This window comes from Amycolatopsis sp. 2-15, assembly GCF_030285625.1.
Taxonomy (GTDB): domain Bacteria; phylum Actinomycetota; class Actinomycetes; order Mycobacteriales; family Pseudonocardiaceae; genus Amycolatopsis; species Amycolatopsis carbonis.
In genome coordinates this window covers 9384690-9407077 of sequence record NZ_CP127294.1, presented here as the reverse complement: position 1 = coordinate 9407077, position 22388 = coordinate 9384690, and the positions used below count along the sequence as shown (strand labels likewise).

20 protein-coding genes and 1 tRNA gene are annotated in these 22388 nt (G+C 68.3%); 8 read left to right on the top strand and 13 right to left on the bottom strand.

Features of this window, described 5'->3' with window-relative positions; all coding sequences use genetic code 11:
* Window positions 1-231: 231 nt before the first annotated feature.
* Both QRX50_RS46365 and QRX50_RS46360 read left to right on the top strand, forming a co-directional pair.
* Window positions 232-1092, top strand: a complete 861-nt coding sequence (locus tag QRX50_RS46365; protein ID WP_285969393.1) for a mechanosensitive ion channel family protein — start codon at window positions 232-234, stop codon at window positions 1090-1092.
* A gap of 154 nt (window positions 1093-1246) precedes the next feature.
* Window positions 1247-1885 (top strand): nicotinamide mononucleotide transporter family protein, encoded by a 639-nt coding sequence (locus QRX50_RS46360; protein ID WP_285969392.1) that lies wholly within the window; start codon window positions 1247-1249, stop codon window positions 1883-1885.
* Here the strand turns inward: QRX50_RS46360 and QRX50_RS46355 are convergent.
* The 3 genes from QRX50_RS46355 to aceE form a co-directional block, all read right to left on the bottom strand.
* The gene (locus QRX50_RS46355; protein WP_285969391.1) at window positions 1866-3479 is read right to left on the bottom strand and encodes an L-lactate permease; all 1614 of its coding nucleotides are present in this window, start codon (window positions 3477-3479) and stop codon (window positions 1866-1868) included. The two genes, QRX50_RS46360 and QRX50_RS46355, sit on opposite strands and share 20 nt — an antisense overlap.
* A gap of 164 nt (window positions 3480-3643) precedes the next feature.
* Window positions 3644-4855 carry an alpha-hydroxy acid oxidase gene (locus QRX50_RS46350; protein ID WP_285969390.1) on the bottom strand — a complete coding sequence of 404 codons (1212 nt, stop codon included), beginning with the start codon at window positions 4853-4855 and terminating at the stop codon, window positions 3644-3646.
* Between the two features lie 138 nt (window positions 4856-4993).
* The gene (gene aceE, locus QRX50_RS46345; protein WP_285969389.1) at window positions 4994-7789 is read right to left on the bottom strand and encodes a pyruvate dehydrogenase (acetyl-transferring), homodimeric type; all 2796 of its coding nucleotides are present in this window, start codon (window positions 7787-7789) and stop codon (window positions 4994-4996) included.
* Window positions 7790-8220: 431 nt separating this feature from the next.
* Here aceE and QRX50_RS46340 point away from each other — a divergent pair, with 431 nt between their 5' ends.
* The 3 genes from QRX50_RS46340 (at window position 8221) to QRX50_RS46330 (ending at window position 9315) form a co-directional block, all read left to right on the top strand.
* On the top strand, window positions 8221-8655 hold the full coding sequence (locus QRX50_RS46340; RefSeq protein WP_285969388.1) for a DUF3052 domain-containing protein: 435 nt from the start codon (window positions 8221-8223) through the stop codon (window positions 8653-8655).
* A 75-nt stretch (window positions 8656-8730) separates the two neighbouring features.
* Window positions 8731-9192 (top strand): peroxiredoxin, encoded by a 462-nt coding sequence (locus QRX50_RS46335; RefSeq protein ID WP_220237891.1) that lies wholly within the window; start codon window positions 8731-8733, stop codon window positions 9190-9192.
* Window positions 9193-9240: 48 nt separating this feature from the next.
* Window positions 9241-9315, top strand: a tRNA-Val gene (locus QRX50_RS46330).
* A 55-nt stretch (window positions 9316-9370) separates the two neighbouring features.
* On the opposite strand, the gene QRX50_RS46325 is transcribed toward QRX50_RS46330, so the two are convergent.
* The 3 genes from QRX50_RS46325 to QRX50_RS46315 all read right to left on the bottom strand — a co-directional run bounded on the left by QRX50_RS46325 (window position 9371) and on the right by QRX50_RS46315 (window position 12902).
* A complete protein-coding gene (locus QRX50_RS46325; protein WP_285969387.1) occupies window positions 9371-10531 on the bottom strand; it encodes a tyrosine-type recombinase/integrase in 1161 nt (386 codons plus the stop codon).
* Window positions 10531-10737, bottom strand: coding sequence for a helix-turn-helix domain-containing protein (locus tag QRX50_RS46320; protein WP_285969386.1), 207 nt, complete (start codon window positions 10735-10737; stop codon window positions 10531-10533). The genes QRX50_RS46325 and QRX50_RS46320 overlap by 1 nt, the downstream gene beginning before the upstream one ends.
* A 581-nt stretch (window positions 10738-11318) precedes the next feature.
* Complete coding sequence (locus tag QRX50_RS46315; RefSeq protein WP_285969385.1) at window positions 11319-12902, bottom strand: hypothetical protein; 1584 nt, start codon at window positions 12900-12902, stop codon at window positions 11319-11321.
* Between the two features lie 191 nt (window positions 12903-13093).
* On the opposite strand from QRX50_RS46315, the gene QRX50_RS46310 reads away from it, so the two are divergent.
* A complete protein-coding gene (locus tag QRX50_RS46310) occupies window positions 13094-13450 on the top strand; it encodes a hypothetical protein (RefSeq protein ID WP_285969384.1) in 357 nt (118 codons plus the stop codon).
* A 134-nt stretch (window positions 13451-13584) separates the two neighbouring features.
* On the opposite strand, the gene QRX50_RS46305 is transcribed toward QRX50_RS46310, so the two are convergent.
* The 4 genes from QRX50_RS46305 to QRX50_RS46290 form a co-directional block, all read right to left on the bottom strand.
* Entirely contained in the window at window positions 13585-14124 is a 540-nt protein-coding gene (locus tag QRX50_RS46305; protein WP_285969383.1) for a DNA cytosine methyltransferase, read from the bottom strand.
* Window positions 14025-15236 carry a DNA cytosine methyltransferase gene (locus QRX50_RS46300; RefSeq protein WP_285969382.1) on the bottom strand — a complete coding sequence of 404 codons (1212 nt, stop codon included), beginning with the start codon at window positions 15234-15236 and terminating at the stop codon, window positions 14025-14027. Before QRX50_RS46300 ends, QRX50_RS46305 begins: the two co-directional genes overlap by 100 nt.
* A complete protein-coding gene (locus tag QRX50_RS46295; protein ID WP_285969381.1) occupies window positions 15236-15445 on the bottom strand; it encodes a hypothetical protein in 210 nt (69 codons plus the stop codon). Before QRX50_RS46295 ends, QRX50_RS46300 begins: the two co-directional genes overlap by 1 nt.
* A 111-nt stretch (window positions 15446-15556) precedes the next feature.
* Complete coding sequence (locus tag QRX50_RS46290) at window positions 15557-15919, bottom strand: hypothetical protein (RefSeq protein WP_285969380.1); 363 nt, start codon at window positions 15917-15919, stop codon at window positions 15557-15559.
* Window positions 15920-15971: 52 nt separating this feature from the next.
* On the opposite strand from QRX50_RS46290, the gene QRX50_RS46285 reads away from it, so the two are divergent.
* Window positions 15972-16889 (top strand): ATP-dependent DNA ligase, encoded by a 918-nt coding sequence (locus QRX50_RS46285; RefSeq protein WP_285969379.1) that lies wholly within the window; start codon window positions 15972-15974, stop codon window positions 16887-16889.
* A gap of 274 nt (window positions 16890-17163) precedes the next feature.
* Here QRX50_RS46285 and QRX50_RS46280 read toward each other — a convergent pair whose 3' ends face one another.
* The 3 genes from QRX50_RS46280 to QRX50_RS46265 form a co-directional block, all read right to left on the bottom strand.
* Window positions 17164-17553: a hypothetical protein gene (locus QRX50_RS46280; RefSeq protein ID WP_285969378.1), complete on the bottom strand. Its 390-nt coding sequence runs from the start codon at window positions 17551-17553 to the stop codon at window positions 17164-17166.
* A 1431-nt stretch (window positions 17554-18984) separates the two neighbouring features.
* Window positions 18985-19749: an SAM-dependent methyltransferase gene (locus tag QRX50_RS46270; RefSeq protein WP_434533215.1), complete on the bottom strand. Its 765-nt coding sequence runs from the start codon at window positions 19747-19749 to the stop codon at window positions 18985-18987.
* A 442-nt stretch (window positions 19750-20191) separates the two neighbouring features.
* The gene (locus QRX50_RS46265; protein WP_285969376.1) at window positions 20192-20764 is read right to left on the bottom strand and encodes a tyrosine-type recombinase/integrase; all 573 of its coding nucleotides are present in this window, start codon (window positions 20762-20764) and stop codon (window positions 20192-20194) included.
* Window positions 20765-21030: 266 nt separating this feature from the next.
* Here QRX50_RS46265 and QRX50_RS46260 point away from each other — a divergent pair, with 266 nt between their 5' ends.
* Window positions 21031-21648: a hypothetical protein gene (locus QRX50_RS46260; protein WP_285969375.1), complete on the top strand. Its 618-nt coding sequence runs from the start codon at window positions 21031-21033 to the stop codon at window positions 21646-21648.
* Window positions 21649-22388: the final 740 nt, after the last annotated feature.

Here is a 22388-nt window from a genome sequence, read left to right as displayed (position 1 = left end):
CGGTGGTAATACCCGCAAATGCTCGAGGCCGCCCGGCGCTTGCGGTTTACGCTGCGCCGGACGGCCTCGTCTCCCCGGTCCCCACCGGTAGTACAAGTATGGCCGCGATTGATCTTCCGGCGCCAGTCGTCTCACTCGATCGTGGTGCAACGCACTCCCGCTGGCTGGGTACCTGATCATCGACCCGCTGCAACGGCCCGCAGCCGGGAATCCACGACGAAGGGAGCCAGCGTGGGTGAGCAACTCAAGGACGGACTCGGACAGGCCTGGAATCTGGTGGCCACGTTCGTCCCGAAACTCGTCGGTTTTCTGATCATCCTGCTGATCGGCTGGCTGATCGCGAAAGCGGTGTCCAAAGCGCTGTCACTGGTGCTCGGAAAACTCGGATTCTCCCGGCTCGTCGAGAAGACGGGGCTGACCGGAATGATGAAGCAGGCGAATGTCGACGCCACCGGCATCCTCGTGAAACTGGTCTACTACTTCATTCTGCTGATCGCGCTCCAGCTGGCGTTCGGCGTGTTCGGTGAGTCGAATCCGGTCAGCCAGCTGCTCAACGACATCATCGCGTTCCTGCCGCGGATCGTGGTGGCGCTGGTGCTCATCGTCGTGGCGGCGGCCATCGCGAAGGTCGTGCGGGACGTCGTGAACTCGGCGATGTCCACGCGGCCGGCGGGCCGGCTGCTCGGCACCGTCGCCTACTGGCTGATCATGGCGTTCGGCATCATCGCCGCGCTGGGCCAGGTCAACATCGCCACCGCCATCACCGGCCCGGTGCTCATCACGGTGCTGGCGACCATCGGCGGCGTGATCGTGGTCGGCTTCGGTGGCGGTCTCATCAAGCCCGCCCAGGACCGCTGGGGCGGCTGGCTCACCAACCTGCAGGGCCAGCTGAGCCCGGGCAACGGTGGTGGTCAGCGCCAGGTCGGCGGTCAAACGCAGGCCCAGACCACTCAGGCCCAGGCCCAGACCACCCAGGCGGCGCAGCCGCAGACCGCGCAGACCCGCACGCAGCCGGTTCAGCCGGGAGACGGCCACCAGGCCGCGAACGACACCCCGACCCCGCCGGTCGGGTTCAACCGCGTCGATCGCTGATCCCGTTGCGGTTCGGACAGGCCCGGTGCATCGGGAGGGCACCGGGCCTGTCCGCGTGCCGAGACGGTGTCGCCCGCCTCACACTCCGGGGAATCCCGCGACCGCCCCGGGTGTTGGCGCCAGAGTTACATGGGGGACGAGAAAGGGTGCGGACGTGGACTTCCTGTTGCAGCACGGTGTCACGGTGTTCGGCCAGTGGATCTCGATCGCGGAGCTCGCGGGGCAGGTGCTCGCGCTCGCGGTCGTGTTCCTCGCCGACCGGCGGACGCTGTGGACCTGGCCCGTGCAGGTCGGTGCGACGATCCTGCTGTTCTCCGTCTACGTTTCCGCGCACCTCGGCGGCCTGGCGAGCCGGCAGGTCGCCATCCTCGCGATCTCGCTCTACGGCTGGTGGGCGTGGCGCCGCCGCACCGACCCCGTCAACGGCGTGGTCGTGCGCACGGGCCGGCCCGCCGAGCGCTGGGCGATGGCCGGCGCGTTCGCCGTCGGCACCGTTGCGATGGCGCTGGTGCTCCAGGCGCTCAACGCGTCGTGGGCGCCGTGGCCCGACGCCGCGATCTTCGTCGGCACGCTCGTCGCCTTCGGTGCGCAGGGTGCGGGACTGGTGGAGTTCTGGGGCGTGTGGCTGGTGGTCGACGCGATCGGGGTGCCGCTGCAGATCTCCTCGGGCCTGTACTTCTCCGCCGCGATCTACCTCGTCTTCGCGGTGCTGGTCGTGCACGGCTGGTGGAACTGGAACCGTTCGGCCAAGCGCGTGGCCGTGCACCGGGCGGTCACGGCAGCATCCAGCTGAGCACCGGGGTGCTCTGCCCGAACACGATCAGGCACATCACCAGCAGCAGCCCCACGCTCCACGGCAGCACCTTGCGCAATAGCTTGCCCTCTTCGCCCGGCAGGTTGGCCGCGACGCACGCGATGGTCAGGTTCTGCGGCGAGATCATCTTGCCCAGCACACCGCCGGAGCTGTTCGCCGCGGCCAGCAGGTCCGCGCGCAGGCCCGTCTGGTGCGCGGCCGTGACCTGCAGTGCGCCGAACAACGCGTTGGCCGAGGTGTCGGAGCCAGAGACGGCGACGCCGAACCAGCCGAGCACGGGGGAGAGGAACGCGAGCCCGGCGCCGGCCGCGGCGATGAACGTGCCGATGGTGGTCGTCTGGCCCGACAGGTTCATCACGTAGGCCAGCGCGAGCACCCCGGTCACGGTGACGATCGCGAACCGCAGCTCCTTCACCGTCGCCAGCCACTCCCGCCCGGCCGTGCCCGCGGCGACCTTGAGCGCCACGAGCGTGAGCAGCCCCGCGATGAGCACGAGCGTGCCGCCGGTGTTGAGGAACGGCAGCGAGAACGTATTGCCGGACACGGCTTTGCCGTCCGGGCCGTGCACGTCGAGGCCCGGCCAGTGGAACTTCCACGTGGCCGTGTCGAGCAGCTTCTTGATCGGCGGCACCTGCGCGAGCGAGAAGATCACGATGATCAACGCATACGGCAGGTAGGCGCGCACGACCTCGCCCCGCTCGTCGGGCCGGTCGAGTGTCGCGGTGTGGGAGCCGGTGAGCACCTGCTCGCGGACCTCGGCGGGCACCGCGCGGCGCGTCATCGGCAGCGCCACGAGCGCGGCGGCGCCGGCCAGCGCCGCGCCGATGTCCGCCAGCTGCGGCGAGACGAAGTTGGACGCGAGGAACTGCACCACGCCGAACGCGACACCGCACACCAGCGCCGGCACCCACGTCTCACGCAGGCCGCGCTTCCCGTCGACGATGATCACCAGCAGCAGCGGCACGAACAGCGCCAGCAACGGCGTCTGCCGCCCGACGATCGACGACACCTGCTCCAGCGGCAGCCCGGTCACCTGCGCGAGCGTGACCACCGGCGTGCCCATCGCGCCGAAGGCCACCGGAGCGGTGTTCGCGACCAGCGCCACCACGGCGGCCTTGCCCGGGCCGAACCCGACGGCCACGAGCATCACCGCGCTGATCGCCACGGGCGCGCCGAAGCCCGCCAGCGCCTCCATCAGCGCGCCGAAGCAGAAGGCGATGATCAGCGCCTGCAGTCGAGGGTCGTCGGAGATCCGCCCGAACGAGCGGCGCAGCACGTCGAAGTGACCCGTGTGCACGGTGACGCGGTAGATCCACAGCGCGTTGACAACGATCCACAGGATCGGGAACAGCCCGAACGCCGCCCCTTGCAGGGCCCCGGAAATCGCTTGCCCCACGGGCATTCCGTACACGGCGATACCGACCACGAGCGCCACGACGAGCCCGATCAACGCGGCGTGGTGGGCCTTGGTCCGGACCACCCCCAGCAGCACCAGCACCACGGCCAGTGGCACCACCGCGACGAGCGCCGAAAGCCCGAGAGCACCGAGCGGAGCCAGTTCCTGCACGAACACGCCGACCTCCGGGGGGACCGCCGTTTCCGGATCGCGGAAACAGCCTTTCACGAGGTGGCTGAGATACTCGTCACAGACCCACTGGTACGTCAACCCGGTGTCGCACGTCTGGACCAATGCCCCAGTGCGGCATTGGGGCATTGGGGGGCGGAGGTGGGCGGGCGCTAGCGCAGGGTCACGTGCGAAGGCCGCAGGTCGTCGACGCGGCGCACGCCCAGCAGCTGCATGGTCCGGATCATCTCGGTGCGCAGGATGTCCACGCAACGCTGCACGCCGCGCTCGCCGCCGGCCATCAGGCCGTAGAGGAACGCGCGGCCGACGAGCACGAAGTCGGCGCCGCGCGCGATCGCGGCCACGATGTCGCCGCCGGAGAGGATGCCGGTGTCGACCCACACCTCGGCGCTGCCCTGGATCTCGTCGAGCACCGCGGGCAGCAGCTCGAGCGGCGTCGGCGCGCGGTCGAGCTGGCGGCCGCCGTGGTTGGACAGGACCACGCCGTCGGCGCCGTGTTTCACCACGTCCCGCGCATCGGTCACGTTCTGCACGCCCTTGACCACGAGCTTGCCGGGCCAGGTGCGGCGCACCCAGTCGAGGTCGTCGAAGTCGAGCGTCGGGTCGAAGAGCTGGGCCAGCAGCTCGGCCACGGTGCCGTCGAAGTGGTTCAGCGAAGCGAAGTTCAGCGGCTCGGTGGTGAGCAGGTTGAACCACCACGCGGGGTGCATCGCGCCGTCGGCGAACGTCTTGAGCGTGAGCGCCGGCGGAATGGTGAGCCCGTTGCGCACGTCGCGCATGCGCGCGCCGGCCACCGGGGTGTCGACGGTGAGCAGGAGCGTGTCGTAGCCGTTCTCCCACGCGCGATTCATCAGATCTTCGCCGGCGCCGTGGTCGCGCCACACGTAGAGCTGGAACCACTTGCGCGCCTCCGGGGCCGCCGCGGCGAGGTCCTCGATGGAGGTGGTCGCCATGGTCGAGAGGCTCATCGGGATCCCGTTGCGCTGCGCCACGCGGGCCACGGCGCTCTCGCCCTCGTGCTGCATCATGCGCGTGAACCCGGTGGGCGCGAAGCCGAACGGCAGCGCCGAGGTCTTGCCGAGCACGGTCCGCGTGGTGTCCACATCGGACACTCCGCGCAGCACGTTGGGGTGGAACTCCACGCGCCGGTAGGCCTGCCGGGCGCGCAGCAGGCTGTCTTCGAGCTCGGCCGCGCCGTCGGTGTAGTCGAACGCGGCGCGCGGCGTGCGCTTGCGCCCGATCATCCGCAGATCGGCGATCGTGTGCGCGCTCGACAGGCGCCGCTCGGTCGGGTTGAGCACGATCGGCTTCGGCCGCAGGATCTGCTTCAGTTCGCTCGGCCGCGGCAGACGACGCTGGGTCACGCTCGATCACCCTTCCTCAGGCGCTGGGTACCTCAAGGCTTAGATACATCCGATGTCTACTTTAGTGGGCTGGGGCCTGGAGACAGCAAGACCCTCCAGGCCATTGTGCGGCCCGGAGGGTCTTGCGGCGACCAGTGCTTACGCGTTGCCCGAGTCCGACGTCTGCGGGCCGGCGGCCGACACGTCGTCGAGGCGGTAGCGGCGCACCGCTTCGGTCACCTTGTCGTGCGCGACCTCGCCGCGCTTGGCGAGCGCCGTGAGGGCGCCGACCACGATCGACTGCGCGTCCACGAGGAACTTGCGGCGCGCGGCCGGGCGGGTGTCGGAGAAGCCGAACCCGTCGGTGCCGAGCGTGAGCATGTCGGTGGGCACCCACGGGCGGATCAGGTCCGGCACCGCGCGCATCCAGTCCGACACCGCCACGACCGGCCCGTTGACGCCAGAGAGCGCCTGCGTCACGTACGGCACGCGGGGGCTGTCGGCCGGGTGGAGCAGGTTGTCGTGGTCGATCTCCACGGCCTCGCGGCGCAGCTCGGTCCACGACGTGGCCGACCACACCGCCGCGCGCACGCCCCACTCCTCGGCCAGCAGCTGCTGGGCCTTGAGCGCGTCGGGCATCGTGACGCCGGAGACCAGGATGTGCGCCTCCGGGCCGTCGCCCGCTGGGGCGTCGGCGTACTTGTAGAGCCCCTTGAGCAGGCCGTCGACGTCGAGGTTCTCCGGCTCGGCGGGCTGCTGGTAGGGCTCGTTGTAGATCGTCAGGTAGTAGAAGACGTTCTCGCCGTTGCCGTGAGGCCCGGTCTCGCCGTACATGCGCCGCAGACCGTCGCGGACGATGTGGGCGATCTCGAACGAGTAGGCCGGGTCGTAGGCCACGACCGCCGGGTTGGTCGCCGACAGCAGCAGCGAGTGCCCGTCGGCGTGCTGCAGGCCCTCACCGGTCAGCGTGGTGCGGCCCGCGGTGGCGCCGAGCACGAAGCCGCGCGCCATCTGGTCCGCCGCCGCGTACAGGCCGTCGCCGGTCCGCTGGAACCCGAACATCGAGTAGAAGATGTAGATCGGGATCATCGGCTCGCCGTGGGTGGCGTACGAGGTGCCGACGGCCGTGAACGACGCGGTGGAACCCGCCTCGTTGATGCCCTCGTGCAGCAGCTGGCCCTTCTCGGACTCCTTGTAGGCCAGCATCAGGCTCGCGTCGACCGACGTGTACGTCTGGCCGTGCGGGTTGTAGATCTTGGCCGTCGGGAACATCGAGTCGAGACCGAACGTGCGGGCCTCGTCCGGGATGATCGGGACGACGCGCTTGCCGATCTCCGAGTCCTTCGCGAGCTCGCGCACGAGCCGGACGAACGCCATCGTGGTGGCGACCTCCTGCTTGCCCGAACCCTTCCGGATGCCCTCGTAGACCTTGTCGCCCGGCAGCACGAGCGCCTTGGCGTGCTTCGGCCGGCGCTCGGGCAGGTAGCCGCCCAGCGCCTTGCGGCGGCCGATCATGTACTCGATCTCGGGCGAGTCGGGGCCCGGGTGGAAGTACGGCGGCAGCTTCGGGTCGCGCTCGAGCTCGGCGTCGCTGATCGGGATGCGCTGGGCGTCGCGGAACAGCTTGAGGTCGTCGAGCGTGAGCTTCTTCATCTGGTGCGTGGCGTTGCGACCCTCGAACGCCGGTCCGAGGCCGTAGCCCTTGATCGTGTGGGCGAGGATCACCGTGGGCTGGCCGTGGTGCTCCATGGCCGCCTTGTACGCGGCGTACACCTTGCGGTAGTCGTGGCCACCGCGCTTGAGGTTCCAGATGTCGCCGTCGGAGAGGTCCTTGACCAGGTCCTTCGTCCGCGGGTCGCGGCCGAAGAAGTGCTCGCGCACGTACGCGCCGTCATTGGCCTTGTACGTCTGGTAGTCGCCGTCCGGCGTCACGTTCATCAGGTTGACCAGGGCGCCGTCGCGGTCGGCGTGCAGCAGCGAGTCCCACTCGCGGCCCCAGATGACCTTGATCACGTTCCAGCCCGCGCCGCGGAAGTACGACTCGAGCTCCTGGATGATCTTGCCGTTGCCGCGCACCGGGCCGTCGAGCCGCTGCAGGTTGCAGTTGATCACGAAGGTCAGGTTGTCGAGGCCCTCGCCCGCGGCCACGTGGATGAGGCCGCGCGACTCCGGCTCGTCCATCTCGCCGTCGCCGAGGAACGCCCAGACGTGCTGGTCGTTGGTGTCCTTGATGCCGCGATCGCGCAGGTAGCGGTTGAATCGCGCCTGGTAGATGGCGTTCATCGGGCCGAGGCCCATGGACACCGTGGGGTTCTCCCAGAAGTCCGGCATCAGCCGCGGGTGCGGGTACGACGGCAGGCCGCCGCCCTCGCCGGCGTGGCTGTACTCCTGGCGGAACCCGTCGAGCTGCTCCGCGGACAGGCGGCCCTCGAGGAACGCCCGCGCGTACATGCCCGGGGAGGCGTGGCCCTGGAAGTAGACCTGGTCACCGCCGCCGGAGTGGTCCTTGCCGCGGAAGAAGTGGTTGAAGCCCACTTCGTACAGCGCCGCGGACGAGGCGTAGGTCGAGATGTGCCCGCCGACGCCGACGCCCGGCCGCTGCGCGCGGTGCACCATGATCGCGGCGTTCCAGCGGATGTAGCGGCGGTAGCGGCGCTCGATCTCCTCGTCGCCGGGGAACCACGGCTCGTTTTCCGTGGGGATGGTGTTCACGTAGTCCGTGGACGTGAGCGCGGGCACGCCGACGTTGCGCTCGCGGGCACGCTCCAGGATGCGCAGCATCAGGTAACGCGCGCGCTGCTGACCACCCCTGGCCAGCGCCTCGTCGAAGGAGTCCAGCCATTCGGCGGTCTCCTCCGGGTCGATGTCGGGCAGGTGCGCCGCGAGTCCGTCACGGATGACGCGTACGCGTGCCGGGGTCTCCTTGCCGGAGGCGCCGTCGTTCTGCGGGGCCAAGGGGTCTCCTTGTAGCTGGTTGTAGCCGTTGTAGCTGCTGGGCGGGAGTGCACGCCGATTCCCATCGTCGTCCCCGGCCCGGCTCCCGTCACCTTTACTGTCCGGTAACAAGGGTCGCCCCGAGTGCACCACTCCCCGCGTGCGGTGTATCGCGCGCGCGTTTTCTTCTCCACAACACTAGAGGAGAGGTTTCCGGGGGTTACCGGAGCGGTCGTGCGACACTGCCCACAGACACCTGCCCCGGGGGCACCGAAGACCCCGGGGGGCCTCCACGCTGCGACACGACTTGTCAAAGATCCGGTGTGGACGGTTGCGCGCAGCGCCGCGCCAGTGTTCGCTATCGACAACCGTGTACCCGAGTGTGGTGGCCGGCGCAGCTTCACCTGCGTCACCGACCACCGCGCTCCGTCGTAGTTGGAGGAGTGGAAGCAGTGGTCGCCGCGGGAGACGCAGGCACTGCCGGCGTCGCCGAGAGCCTTGGCATCAAGCCGGACATGGTGGTCCAGGAGATCGGCTGGGACGAGGACGTCGACGACGACGTCCGCGCGGCGATCGAGGAGGCGATCGGCGCCGAACTCCTCGACGAGGACGCCGACGAAGTCATCGACGTCGTGCTGCTCTGGTGGCGCGAAGACGACGGCGACCTGGGCGACGCCCTGGTCGACGCCCGTGGTCCGCTGGACGAGAACGGCGTGATCTGGGTACTGACGCCCAAGACGGGTCAGCCCGGGCACGTCGAGCCCAGTGAGATCGCCGAAGCCGTGCCGCAGGTCGGTCTGTCGCAGACCGCCAACATCAGCGTGGGAGCCGACTGGCTCGGGACCCGCCTGGTGTCGCCGAAGTCCTCGAAGGCGAAACAGCGGTGAACCGGGGCCTGCGCGGCTGACACGATAGGCTTGTCGGCGCAGGTTTCGTGATCGCTTTCGGAGAGGATTCGCCGTATGGCCGTCGAGGTCGGTACGCCAGCCCCGGACTTCACGCTCAACGACTACAACAAGCAGCCCGTCACGCTGTCGTCGTTCAAGGGTGACAAGCCGGTGCTGCTGGTCTTCTTCCCGTTCGCGTTCAGCGGGACCTGCACCGGCGAGCTCTGCCAGCTGCGCGACGAGTTCGCCGACTACGACACCCAGGGCGTCCAGATCCTGGGCGTCTCCGTCGACGCGGTCTTCTCGCTGAAGGTGTGGGCCGAGCAGCAGAACTACCAGTTCCCGCTGCTCTCGGACTTCTGGCCGCACGGCGCGGTCGCCCAGGCCTACGGCGTCTTCAACGACAAGGCCGGTATGGCGCTGCGCGGCACGTTCCTCATCGACACCGACGGCATCGTCCGCTTCGCCGAGGTCAACCAGCCCGGCGAAGCCCGCGACCAGTCGGCGTGGAAGAAGGCCGTCGCCGAACTGGCCTGACCCTCCGGCGGAACCCCGCCTCGGCCTCCGACGCCGGGTTCCGCCGCCGGGCGCATAGCTCAGCGGAAGAGCACTCGGCTTACACCCGAGCGGTCGCAGGTTCGAACCCTGCTGCGCCCACCAGCGGAAACAGGGCCCCCAAGATCATTGGGGGCCCTGCTGACATCACCGATTGACATCAGTCGTCGTCCGCCAGCCGGTCCATCCGGGCTGCCATCCTGCGCTTGGCGTCGTCCAAGACGTGCCCGTAGATGTTGGCGGTCGTCGCGATCGACGCGTGGCCCAGCTGCTCCATCACCTCCCGGATCGTGGCGCCGTCCATCAGCAGCAGCGTGGCTGCGGTGTGACGCAAGTCATGCACGCGTGCTGGATCGAGCCCAGCGTGGCGTAGCAGCCGCTGGAGCATCGTGTTGACGTTCCTCGGCTCGAACACCCGCCCCGAGCTGGTCACGAAGATCAGGTCATCCGGCTGACCCGGCGCGGGGTTCAGCGTCGAACTCAGGCGCTTTGCGGTCTCCTCCCGGTGCCGGGCCAGCGCGGCGAGGCAGACGCGGCCGAGGTAGAGCGAACGGGTGGACTTCTTCGTCTTCGTCTTCCCGAACTCCAGCCGGCCGCGCACCCGCTGGACGGTCCGCCGGACACGGAACGCGCCGGTTTCCATGTCGATGTCGGACCAGGCGAGGCCCAGGACCTCGCCCTTGCGCAGGCCGCTGGTGATCAGGATCAGCCAGAGGGCGTACAGCCAGTGCTCGGCTGCCACCTTCACGAACGCCCTGGCCTGCACCTCCGAAAGCGGCTCCACCTCGAAGGAACCGCGCGAGGGCGTCTCGACCAGCCGGGCCACGTTGCGGCCGATCAGCTCCTCGCGCATCGCGGCGCTAAGCGCGCTGCGCAGCGTTTCGAACACGTTCTGCACGTACCGGTCCGAAAGAGGCTTGCCCAGGACCGTCTTTTCCTTCCGCAGCTTCGCCACGAACGCCCGGACGTGCGCGGGGGTCAGCGCATTGAGCCGTTTGGTCCCCAGATGCTTCTTGATGTAGCGGCGGACGACGATCTCGTAGCCGGAGTAGGTCGACGGCCCGCGGTCGACCTTGATGATCTCCTCCAGCCAATAGTCGAGGTAGTCCCCGAGCTTCATGTTCGAGGAGATCGACGGGACGCCCTTGCGGTTGTTGTCGAGCATCTCGACTCGCTTGTCGTTGACCTCCTCCCAGGTCTTCCCGTAGACGAACTTGCGTTTGCGCTCACCGGTCGTGGTGAGCACGTAGACGGCGGCCTGGTAGCGGCCGTCCGCCCGCTTGACGATGGTTCCCAGGCCGTTCGCGGCGCGGCGTGGCATCAGGCGGCCTCCGATTCCTGCATCAGGGTGGCGATGTAGCTGTCGATCGAGACGCGCGGGATCCGCCGGGCGCCGAAGACCTTCACGGACTTCAGCGCTCCACTGCGGACCAGGTCGTAGACGCGAGTTCGGCCGATGCTGAGCAAGCGGGCGGCCTCTTCGACTCGCAACAGCAGCGGTTCATGCTCGGTGGGAGCGGTGCTCATGGTGGTGAACCTTTCGGATCGAGCGGGCATGACGAGATGGCCGGGCGGCGCCGGCTGCGAGACGACAGGGCGGTTACGTTGGATGCCTGCCGGGCTGGCAGGCTGGCAGAGAGGGGTGGGCACAGCCGCCATCCGAGCGACTCCACCGGGCAGTCGTTCTGCGGCTTGTTCGACCGTCAGCAGGATTCGTGGTTGGGGGTTGAGTGCAGGTCGCGGAACGAGCGTGACGACCTCGGCGGCTTCTGCTGTCTCGTCCGAACTGATGTTCCTTTCTGCTCACGGTGCGTGGTCGTGGCGGCTGTGTGCTGGCAGGTGGGGGGTGCGGCTTTGGCGGGTCTGGGGCGTCGGGGCCGTGGAGAAACCCGCAAACCCGCAAACCCGCAAAGTGGCCGTTGACCTGGGGTTTTGCTTGCGGGTTTCTCATCCGGGGGTGGTGGGAGAAACCCGCAAACCCGCGGGTTTGCGGGTTTGGAGGGATTCATGATCGAACAAACCCGCAACCCTGTCAGACCTTGTTTTCCCTGGTGAGAGAGTTACAACAAGATCTTTTGCGGGTTTGCGGGTTTCTTTTGGCGGTTGCTCTAGGAGTCGTTGCGTACTACCCAGTAGGTTTTGCAGTTGCGGTGGCTGTCGACTTCGCTGCGTAACACGACGTCGGTGTGCCAGCGGTCCACCTGCCCTGCCAGCTTCCTGCCGAGGCTCTTGGTGGTGAGCGGCTTTCCGGAGGGCGTGACCGGGAATGTCCCGGCCCAGGGGTCGGTGCCGGCGGTGGGTTCGCCGCTGATCCGCAGGTCCTGTGCGGTCATGTGTCGGTCGCCGTGGAGCTCCTCCCAGGTGAGGAAGAACGATCGCCATTCGGCGTCTTCGTCGTCGAGGTCGCGGGTGGCGTCGGCGTTGGTGAGGAACCCGCGCACGCCGTGGTGTTCGAGGAACCCGCCGAGGTGTCGGGCCCAGGGGGTGAACTGGCGCATCTGCGGGACCGCGGTGGCCGGTGAAGCGCCGTGGGCGGTCCAGTCGAGGATCAGGATCAGGACGTGGCGTAGCACGGTGGCGCGGTTGGCGGGGTCGAGGATCCAGGTGTCGAGGTTGGGGATGGTGAACCCGGTGCGGGTTTCGGGGCGGGGGCAGTTCGGGTCGAGCCGCACCCACACCGACCGGGACGCCATGTCGCCGCCGGTGCGCAGGTTGTTCCCGGTCGCGAGCCACAGCCGGTCGTTCGGGAACGTCGCGGCGGCGTTGGTGCCGAGCTTGCGGTCGGACCAGGTCCGTTCGGTGACCAGGCGGGCGAGCACGGCGGAGTCGACGACGGCGCCTTCGGCGAGGTTGTCGAACACGATCACCCCGACGGCGTCGGACAGCACCGTTGTGATCGATTTCCGGAGTTCGTCTTCGGAGTCGGTCCAGGTCAGCACCCGCTGTCCGACCAGGAGTCCGACGCAGCCGGCGAGGATGGTCTTGCCGGAGCCGGGCATGGAGGCCTCGATCATCCCGAACGGGGACAGCGCGCGGGTGAACGGCCGGATCAGCGGTGTGACCAGCAGGGCGAGGTAGTTCGCGCGGTCGGCGTCGGTGCGCCACGGGAAGTCGCGCAGGAACCGTTCGAACAGGAACTCGCGGGCCTGCGCGACTTCCTGTGGTGTCGGGTGGTCCGGGATCGGGGCGAGGTGGTGGTTGCCGGCGAGGTAGAACCCGGTCGCCGGGTCGTAGCCGGGTTCCTGCAGCAGGGTGCCGTCCGGGCGCAGCACGGGGGTGGAGATGATGCGTCGCAAGACCGGCAGCCCGGGCCAGGACTGGCGCGCCAAAACGGCTCCCAGCACGGGCCCGGGCGGGGTCACCTCGGTGTCCACCCAGTTCTCGCCGACCTTCTTCGGCCGGAACACCTCCGCATGCTCGGCCAGCAACCCGGCCAGCAGGGGCGGCTTGAGCACCGAGGCGACGATCGGCAGTGCGACGTCGTCTTCGGCGGTGGCGGGGTCGGCGGCCCCGGAAATCTCCTCGACCACCACCGGAGCCCCGTCCGAGACGTAGGTCTCGGGGATGATCCGGCGGTTCACCGCGTCGGTGAGCACGCGGATCGCCTCGGGGTCCTCCCCGACCCGCACGCGCGGACGCCCTTCGGCATTCACCGCCCACAGCGGGCGGCCTGGATTCGGCTGGCTGGACATGAGGATCTCCAATCGAGCAGTGCAGCGGAGCGCGCGAGGTGGTCAGGCCGCCGTGTCGTCCAAGAGCGTGAGTTGCTCGGCCTGACGGCGGGGCAGCATCGCGGCGAGCGCGGCTCACCAGCTGAGTAGGCAGTGCAGGTGCTCGCGTGGGTGCTGATGAATGTGCGCGGTGCCGCTGGCATGCTCCACGTATGAGTTATGACTTGGCGGTGTGGGAGGGCGACCGTCCGCCCAGTGACCAGGCGGCCGGCGACGCTTTTGGTTTGCTGTATGAGCGCCACATCGAGTCCGACGTTCAGGAACCACCCTCGGACCGCATCCGTGCTTTCGTCTCGGCGCTGCTCGATCGCTACCCGGATATCAGCGAGCAAGACGGCGAAGACAGCCCTTGGTCGACCTCGCCGCTGCTTACCGAGGCAGTCGGACCGTTGATCTACTTCCCGATGGTGTGGAGCAGGTGTGAGGAGGTCTCCGCCTGGGCTGCTCAACTCGCTGCGGACCACGGATTGGTTTGCTACGATCCTCAGCTCGAACGGCTCCGACCGTAGCGTTCTGATCACACCGGTCACCGGCGCGATCGCCCGCGGCAACGTCTTGCGATGACACAGCCGGGTGTCCGAGACGAACAATGGGGATCTCCCATCGAGCAAGCGCGACGACAGCGACCGCAACGGGTGCGGTGTCAGGCGGCGCGGCGGGTGGTGCGTTCGAGCGAGTCGACGGCGGCGGTGACGAGCCATTCGGCGGCGGGCGGGGTGACGCCGTTGCCGAGCTGGCGGATGGCTTCGCGCTTGTTCCCGGTGATGACGTAGTCGGGGGTGAAGGCCATGGCGGCCTGGACCTCGGGAACGGTGAGCATCCGGAACGAGCAGTCCTCCACCGCCGGCGCCGCTGCGGGCCAGCCGACGAGGGACTGGTGCCCGGTGGTGGTGAGTTTGCGGGCGGGTTCGGCGACCGGGGTGCACATCTCTCCGCCCGGGCCGCGGCTGGAGTTGTGGCGCACAAGCATGTGGTGATTGCCCGACGCGCACACCGTCGCCAGCGGCTCGCGCACGTCGCGCGCGGTCGAGCCGCCGCCGCGCAGCTCGGCCACGAACGCCAGCCCGGCGGTGTCCACTGTGGTCATCGTCGGCATCGCCCGCACGTCGGCGGGGTGCGCGACGCCGGTCGAGTAGTAGGGCACCACCAGCGCCGTCTCGTGCCGTGCGGTCTGCGTGCGCATCGGCATCCCGGTGGACGCGGCCTGTTTGCCCTCGCGGCCCTCCAGCGGCACCAGCAGGCCTCCCACTCGCTGGTGGTGCGGGTGCGGAACGGCTCGCCCACCGGGCGGGCGTCTTCGTTGCGGGTGCCGCCGCTGGGCACGAGCAGCGCCCGGGTGTGTGAGGTCGTCAGCGTCGCGGTGGGCCAGTCCGCCGGCCACGCCCGCGCGTACCCGGAGCCCGGGCGCACGAAGGTGTTGCCGGTGGCCTCGAACGTCATCGGCCGGCCGTAGCGGGCCAGCCCGGCCTCGATGCGCGCAAGGGTCTTGTCCGACAGCGGCTTGTCGCGGTCCCCGATCCTCTGGCCCTGGTTGGACCAGTCGATCACCGCCGCCGCCGGCAGCGCGAACGGCTCAACCACGGTCTTGCACTTGGCGAAGCGCGGGCACCGGTACACGTACTGCTGCCGGTAGCGGCCGACCTCGCGGCCCGGTTTGAACGACTGCACCGCCTCGACGACCATGTCGCAGGCCGGGCAGTAGGCCTGCGGGCGGATGTCGAGGTTCGGGCGCGGGTTTCCCTTGCGCCAGAACACCACGTACATCCGGTCCCGGCTCTGAGGCGCCCGCGGCGCGGCGATCGCGGGGGCGTGCATCGAGTTCAGCGACACGATGTGGTGGTCGTAGCCGTAGGAGTCCATCGCCAGCAGCCACGCCCGGAACGGCTCCCACTTCACCGCGTCGACCACGTTCTCCACGATCACTACGTCGTAGCGGTGGGCCTCGGCGAAGCGCGGCACGTCCCACATCGTCGCCCGTGACCGCTCGGCCACGTGATCGGGCACCTCGTCGTCGAACAGCGACGCCTGCCCCGGCGCGGCGCGGCGGCGGCCCTTGGCGATCGAGTGGTTCGTGCACTCCGGGGAGGCCCACAAGATGTTGGTCCGCTCGTAACGCCGCGGCACCACCTGCGAGATATCCGCGCAGTCGTGCTTGCAGTCGGGGAAGTTCGTCTCGTGGGTCTCGATCGCGCGCGGGCTGTGGTTCGCCGCCATCCGCAGCTCCACCCCAGGCACCGACGTGGCCCCGAGCCCGGAGCCGCCGGCGCCGCAGAACAGGTCGGTCATCGTGTACATCAGCGGCCTCCGTTCTCGTCCAGCAACGCGGGCAGGCATCCGCAGTCGTCTTCGGCGTCGTGGTGGAAGCCGATGCAGCGATCGTCGGGGCATCCGCACTCGTCGCCGTGCCACCGGCCGTCCCCGAAGTACTGCCGTGCCCATTGGGCTTGGCTGATCCCGGCGGCGCGCAGCTGCTCGCGGGCGTGGAGGTTCAGTCGTGTGCTCATGCGGCGATCTCCTGTGTCCATCCGGGGTTCTCGTTCTGCCCGAGGCGGGCGTGGTCGAGTGCGGTGTGCTCGTCGGCGGGGACACACGGCGAGGGTGGCTGCACCGATCGCTTAGCCGTCCAGGTGCAGTTCGATCCGGCCGGGTCTGGCTCCCTCGTCTGGGGGCACGACGAGGAGTTCTAACCCCGCCCTCGTGGCCTCCTCCACGTCGGCCTGTTCGTAGGCGGGGTCGATGAGGGCCCACTGGTGCTCGGTGTTGCCCTCGTCGCGGCAACGGTGGCAGTCGAGCGCGTGCAGGTGCAGTGCCACGATCCACGAGAACGAGCCCGAGTCGGGCACGGGGTGCTGGCGCGGGCAGTGCCGGGGTGGGTGGATGGTGAGCGACCCGTCGGGGTTCAGCTCGTGCCGCAGCGCCGGCCGCACCGGGAGGTCCGTGCTGCCGAACTCACTGCTAGGTCGCCGAGCTTCGAACATGCGTGCGATGCTACGGGCTGCGCCGCTGGTCAACGGGGTTCACGATGGACACATGCCCGTGCCGGAACTGCCGCTGAGGCTCGCTGTGGTCGAACCGGCCGCGGTGCTGCCCACGGGCGCGTTTGAGTACTCGCCGAAGCTGGATGGGTGGCGGTGTGTGGTGCACGTGCCGGGTTGGGTGCTGCAGTCCCGCACTGGCGGTGACCTGACGGACCGGTTCCCGGGGATTCTCGAGTCGGCGGCTGCGCTGGGCCGGGTGGTGTTCGACGGCGAGTTGTGCGCATACCGGCAGGGTCGGCTGGAGTTCGCAGCGCTCGGGTACGGCCCGGGCCGGCGCCGCGCCGAGGGCATCGCCGTCGTGTTCGTGGCGTTCGACTTGCTCGGTGCTCGCGGCCGTGACCTGCGGTTGTGGCCGCTGTCGCGCCGGCGTGAGCGGCTGGCCGCAGTGGTTGGCGCGGGCAACGCCGGCGTGCAGCTGATGATCTCAACGCTTGATGTCGCCCAGGGTCGGGAGTGGATCAGTGCAGACCAGGCGGCCGTCGGTATCGAGGGGGCCGTGGCGAAGCCACTGGCCAGCCGGTACCCGCTGCGCGGTGGCCGCGCCGGGTGGGTGAAGGTGCGCCACTACGACGACATCGACGCCGTTGTGCTCGGCGTGACCGGCAGCCCCGCCCGGCCAACCGCGCTGGTGCTCGGCCAGACCGACCGGCGCGGGCGGGTGCGTGCGGTCGGTCTGTCGGGGCCGCTGTCACGGACAGCGCTTGCGTCGCTGGCCGGTCGGCTTCGGCTCACCGAGAGCGGACCGCAGCGAGCCTCCGGGATTCTCGCCGGCCGCCTCGGTTCCGAGGACTTCACGTACTGGCCAGTCGAACCCGGCGTGGTGGTCGAAGCACGCGCGGACCGAGCCTTCGAACTGGGCCGATACCGGCATCGAGTGGCCGTCGTGCGCGTTCACGATTTATTCGAGTAGATGCAACATTGATGCACTCGGTTTCCACCGGGTCTTCGCTGGTCAAGGAACGTACCAGGCAGTGCCGCCGGTTGGCCGCAGCGGACTGCGATGCTGGTCAGCACCCCTGCCTGTACTAGATGAATCGATGTTGTGTTAGATGCAACGCCGCGGAGCGTAACCGATCCCGCCCGGTTGTCCCCTCCAGCTGGACAGGCCACTGACCTGCGACACGAATCCAGGGCGACAATCGGGCGCGAGTTTGTCCGACCCGACATTCCGGTGGCCCGTGTGGCTACTGTGGGTCGCCGGTCTGCCAGGGGTAGAGGAATTGTTCCGGGTGTAGGTGCCACGCTTCGAGGGTGGAGGTCAGGTCCGGTTCACCGACGACGGTCGCGGTCTTGATCAGGATTGCGCCGACGTCGTAGTCGAAGCTGTCGAGGCGGTCAGCGGCGTAGTCCCAGTGCTGGAGTGTGAAGGTGCGGGCGTGGTCGGCTCGTTTCCAGCCTTGGCGGCGGGCTTCCGTGTCCGCTGCGGTGATGAGCGGTGTGATGTCGATGAATGCTCGCCGGCCCGGTCGAGAGACTGGCCGCTCGGCGACCAGTCGCTGGCCGAGTCGCAGCGCGGTTAGCTTGTCGGTCGGCCACTGACGCGTGCTGCTGGTCGGGTGGGATGGCGTGCTCACGAGGCCACCGCCTCTCCCAGCCGCTCGACGAGCTGGCCGTTGTTGAAGTAACGCCTGCGCGGAGAAGAGCGTACGAGGTGAGATGCGTTCACTGCGCGCCAGCGGGCCTGGGCGGACTCGATGAGCTTAAACGCCATGGCCAGCCCGGCCCGCGGGAGCCGGGCCCCCTTTGGGAAGTCTGGTGCGGTGGCGCACGGTGCGAAGGTCGCCTCGATCGGATTGGTCGTGCGCAGGTGATCCAGTGTTCGGCCGGCTAGTTATAGAACGCCAGCAGCGTGGACAGCCGTTCAGAACCAAGGAATACCGCTCGGTTCGAATAAGTGCACTACGCCAGCTGCGAAACCAGAACAGTAGTCAAGGGGCGGGTGGGCCCCGACGCCTCGTCCAGGCCTGATGTGCGACATCGGACCGCCTTCCGCAGGCGACTACCGCATCGTCGTTGAGCACAGCTCACGCAACGCGACGGATTGCGATGTCAGCAGCGCAGGAGTGTGTCCGCGATAGGGACTATGGGGACGACTTGGATCCAGCAACGACCGATTGACTGCGGCGAGCCATACTCCATAACGACGTGAGCGCTGCCTCTACGGCCGCACTTGAGAGTGCTGGCGGAAATCATCTGGCAGATCAGCCTGTCATCGGACCGCTCGTCAGTCGGTTGTGGAGTTGGGTGACAGTAGGTCGTTGGCTAGGCCAATGAAAACTTGTCGCAAGCCGGACAGGCGCTCCGCCTCTGCAAACCACTCTTCAGCGGTCGCTCCGCTCGATCCGCTCAACGCGAGGTAGAGCGACTTCCAGTCCCAGTACGCCTGCGCAAGTTCCGGCGGTGCGTAAACCAACAGGCGAGCGTATGTGCGCTGGAGCTCCACGTAGCTTGGCCGTGACTCCAAGGGCACCGTCAGCGAAGTAGGGCGGCCGATTGACGGCACCCCGAGAACCATCGTCTCTGAGGCTTCAATTAAGAATGTTGATAGCCGTTCTTGATAGCTAATGCGCATGCTGGCCTCAGTCGACGTCCGGGCGATTTGCTCTGCGTGCTTTCGCCCGCTGACCGCGACCCTTGTGGTCCCCCATGTAGCTGTGGCGCCGACGAGGACTGTAGCTGCGGGGGCGACCCACTCCCATGCCATGGACCCCAGTGTGCGCGCCTTCCGGCCGTGCGGGTCATCGCGCCGCGCAGGGTCAGGTCGTCGTATTCAGACTGAGACCATTACCGCTTTACCCCCGCAATTCGATTCCAACTACCCGAAGACGACCATCTATGACAAGCGTTTGCGTTTGTGTGGCCGCACCGAGGGGGATGTGCTGCGATGCGCTGGTCATCGCACTGAGGCACTCTCCCTGCAAATCAAGTCTCAGGGTGGCTACCAAAAGTGTGCGACCACCTCGACCGACTGCGGCGTAATTTGCAGAGAGCAGGCATGGAGCCGATCAGGCCTTGCGGGCGACGGCTCCGGCCATCAGTCGTTGGGCGACGTTCAACGGCTTCAGGCGCGGCCCAGAGGGCCACCAGTTGACCAGCTCGACCAGCCCGGGTTCGACGAGTTCGAGCCCGTGGAACAGCTCGACGATCTCCTCCGCGGTCCGTGCCGTGACGCCACCGAGCGAGCCGCGGGCGACGGCCGCTTCGAACGCCCGCATCGCTTCGCTGTCCGCACCCTTACCGGGGTCGAAGGCATGCGAGATCGCCACATACGAACCCGAAGGCAGCGCATCGATGAACTCGGCCGTGACTTCGGCCGGGCGCGCCCGGTCACCCTTGAAGTGGTGCAAGCTCGCGATGAACAGCAGCCCGATCGGCCGGCTCCAGTCGAGGTGGCTGCACACGGTCTCGTCCTCGAGGATGCCGCGCGGATCGAAGATGTCGCCGGCGATGTAGCGGGTGTTCTCGTTCTCCTCGAGCAGCGCTCGGCCATGCGCGGTCACGACCGGGTCGTGGTCGACGTAGACGACCTTCGACAGCGGGTCGACCCGCTGCACCACCTGGTGCACGTTCTCCGCCGTGGGTAGACCGGACCCCAGGTCCAGGTACTGCGTGAGCCCCGCCTGCTCCGCGAGGAACCGGCACATCCGGATCAGGAACCGCCGGTTCTCCAACGCGAGGTCCACCGCTTCCGGCATGACCGCCTTGAGCCGCTCGAGCTCGACCCGGTCGACCTCGTACCAGTCTTTACCACCCATTGCGTAGTCGTACATCCGCGCAACGCTGGCCCGATGCGGATCGACCCCGACCGGAGCGTTCAAGTCAGCAGCGTCTGCCGGCATGTCGTGCCTTCCTCCTCGAGTGGCCACAGCCACACCGAGGGTAGTCGTGATCACCGACGCCTTGTCCACATCCCCGGTTGTTCACCGGGCTTCTCAGACCGGCGACACGGCGAGCAGCGCGGCGGTGACTCGGCCCGCCATGGCTCGAACCCTGCCGGCCACCCGCGTCACCAGGGCAGCTCGCCCATCTACCTGCGTCCGACCCCGAGTTGCTTCCCGGGTCGGTTCGTTGCCGTACAGCAGCGAAGTACAGCAACCACACCGACGCTCAGCACCCGAGATCGACCAGCGACGACCCTCTGACCTCGGCAAAGACCGGCAATGGCTTTCGTGCTGATAGTTCGCATCGAGAAGGTCAGGGGTTCGATTCCCCTCAGCTCCGCCGCAGCTCAAGGGCCACCGACAGTAGAGTGGACGCCCCTCTTTCGTTGCCCTGAGTCAACGAAGCTGGCTGAGCAGGCCATACAAGCGCGTTGGACCAGCCCGAACGACCGGGAATGGAACTCGAAATCGTGTGACGGTCAATCCCGTCCGTGGGTTCGAATCCCACCGCCCCCGCTCTTAACAGGCAGAACGCCGGGTGACCCGCGACGGGACACCCGGCGTTCTGCCGTTCTTCGTCCTCGTCTTCGTCCTCTCGCTCGTCGTCGGCGTACCAAACGTGGTTGCCGACCTGGTCTGCGATCGCGGCTGTCAGCTCGCTCGTGACGTGCATGTACCGCTTCGCGATAGCAGCGTTCGACCAGCCCATCAGCTCCATCACGGCGGGAAGTGGGACCTTGAGCTCGAGCAGGACCGTCGCGGACGTGTGGCGGAGATCGTGCAGCCGCGCGTCCCGCACCTCGGCGAGGCGAAGCAGTGCCTTCCACGGCCCGGATCTGCTTGCTGTCCGGAGCGCGCCCATCACCGCGGTAAGGCGTTGGTCGTTTCTCGCCTTTTTCAACACTGCCCTGACCGCTGCCGAGTGGCCTTGTGTCGCCGCTGACCACCTGCTCGGCCACATCGAGCCTCTTGCCGGAGCGCACCGATCGGTCCCCGCCGGAGCCGCGCCCGGCGTCACGGCGCTACACACCGGGATGGCGGCCATGGAGGATGGCGAGGATGCGGCCTTTCGAACACATCTTTCTCGTCAAAACGGGCCCACCCGTCGCTGAGGTGGTCCTTCGGCATACCGGCGGGGGTGTGGTGCGGGCGTCGAGAGGGTGAGCGGCAGTGACGCACGAAGAACCGCACGCCCGCGACGGCGGAGCCGGTCGTCGGGGTTTCGCGGAAGAAACCAGAACGGACGCGGTGGCCCAGGAGTACCAGAAGCTGCACCAGCCCGCGGCTGCGTCCTCCGGGCGTCGCCGGCTGGCCTGCGTGCTGCGGATCGTGTTCGGGGTGGTGTGGGCGATCGACGCCTCGTTCAAGTGGCGGCCTGAGTTCCTGCGGGGCCAGGTGTTCGCGCACCAGTTCGGCATCCACGACCAGGTCACCACTCCCGTCATCCGCCAGTGGATCGACCTGTGGCAGTACATCGGGGCGGTGGCGCCCGCGGGGCTGGGCGTCGGGACGGCCATTGTCGAAACGCTCATCGCGGTCGGCCTCCTCACCGGCACACTGTCCAATGTGGTCTATGTCGGGAGCGCCGTGTACTCGTTCGGGATCTGGTCCGCGGCGGAAGCGTTCGGCCTCCCGTGGTTCGCGGCGGGCGCTACCGACATCGGCCCGTCGATCGGGTACATCATCGCTGCCCTGGCCCTGCTGGCCGCGCCGGGCAACGCCCTGTGGAGCGTCGACCGCGCCCTCCGGCCACGACTCGGCAAGTACGGCTGGCTGTGCGGCGATTGAGCTTCGCCCCGAGACCGGTTGATCACCGCGCACGAGGTTTGTAGCGTCGGCGTCTCCTCGGCGCTGGGCGCGGTGCCGGCCGGTGTGCGAACGCAGAGCCGCCGTGGCCGACCTCGACTCGGCACTCGCCTGCGCGCTGGGCACCGGCTCCGAAGACGAGCCGGTGCAGGTCGGGGAGCCCTTCGCTATGTCAACCGCCTGTGTCTGCCTGGTCAGGCCACCACCCAAAGAAGAGCGCAGCTGGCAACCGCTGCATGGTCCGAGGAGTGGCACTCGCTACGCGGGCGGGCTGCTGGCGGCTGGCTAGAGATCAAGCGGTGACATCAGTCGGCGACATCAATGGCTGTGAACAGCTATGAACTGACCTGGTTCAACCCGGCGCCTGCAGACAAAGGTGAACGGCGTACTCCCAGGTCAGCCACAGGAACCACCTGACTTACACCCGAGCGGTCGCAGGTTCGAACCCTGCTGCGCCCACGCGGTTCTCTGGGTGGGGTGTGTCCGCGGAACGCGCGGACCAGGTCGCCCCGCGGTGTCTTTTGGGGGTGCAACCCCCAAAACCCGCCCGGCGGGCTTCGCCCCCGGACCCCCGCGGTGGTCGCCTTGGGTGATTCCGCCCCCCGCCGGACCGCCGGCGGTGGTCGCCTCGGGTGGTTTCGCCTCCCTGTCCCCCCGCGGTGGTCGCCTTGGGTGGTCTCGCCCCGCCGCACGGTCGGTGGTGGTCGTCTTGGGTGGTTTGG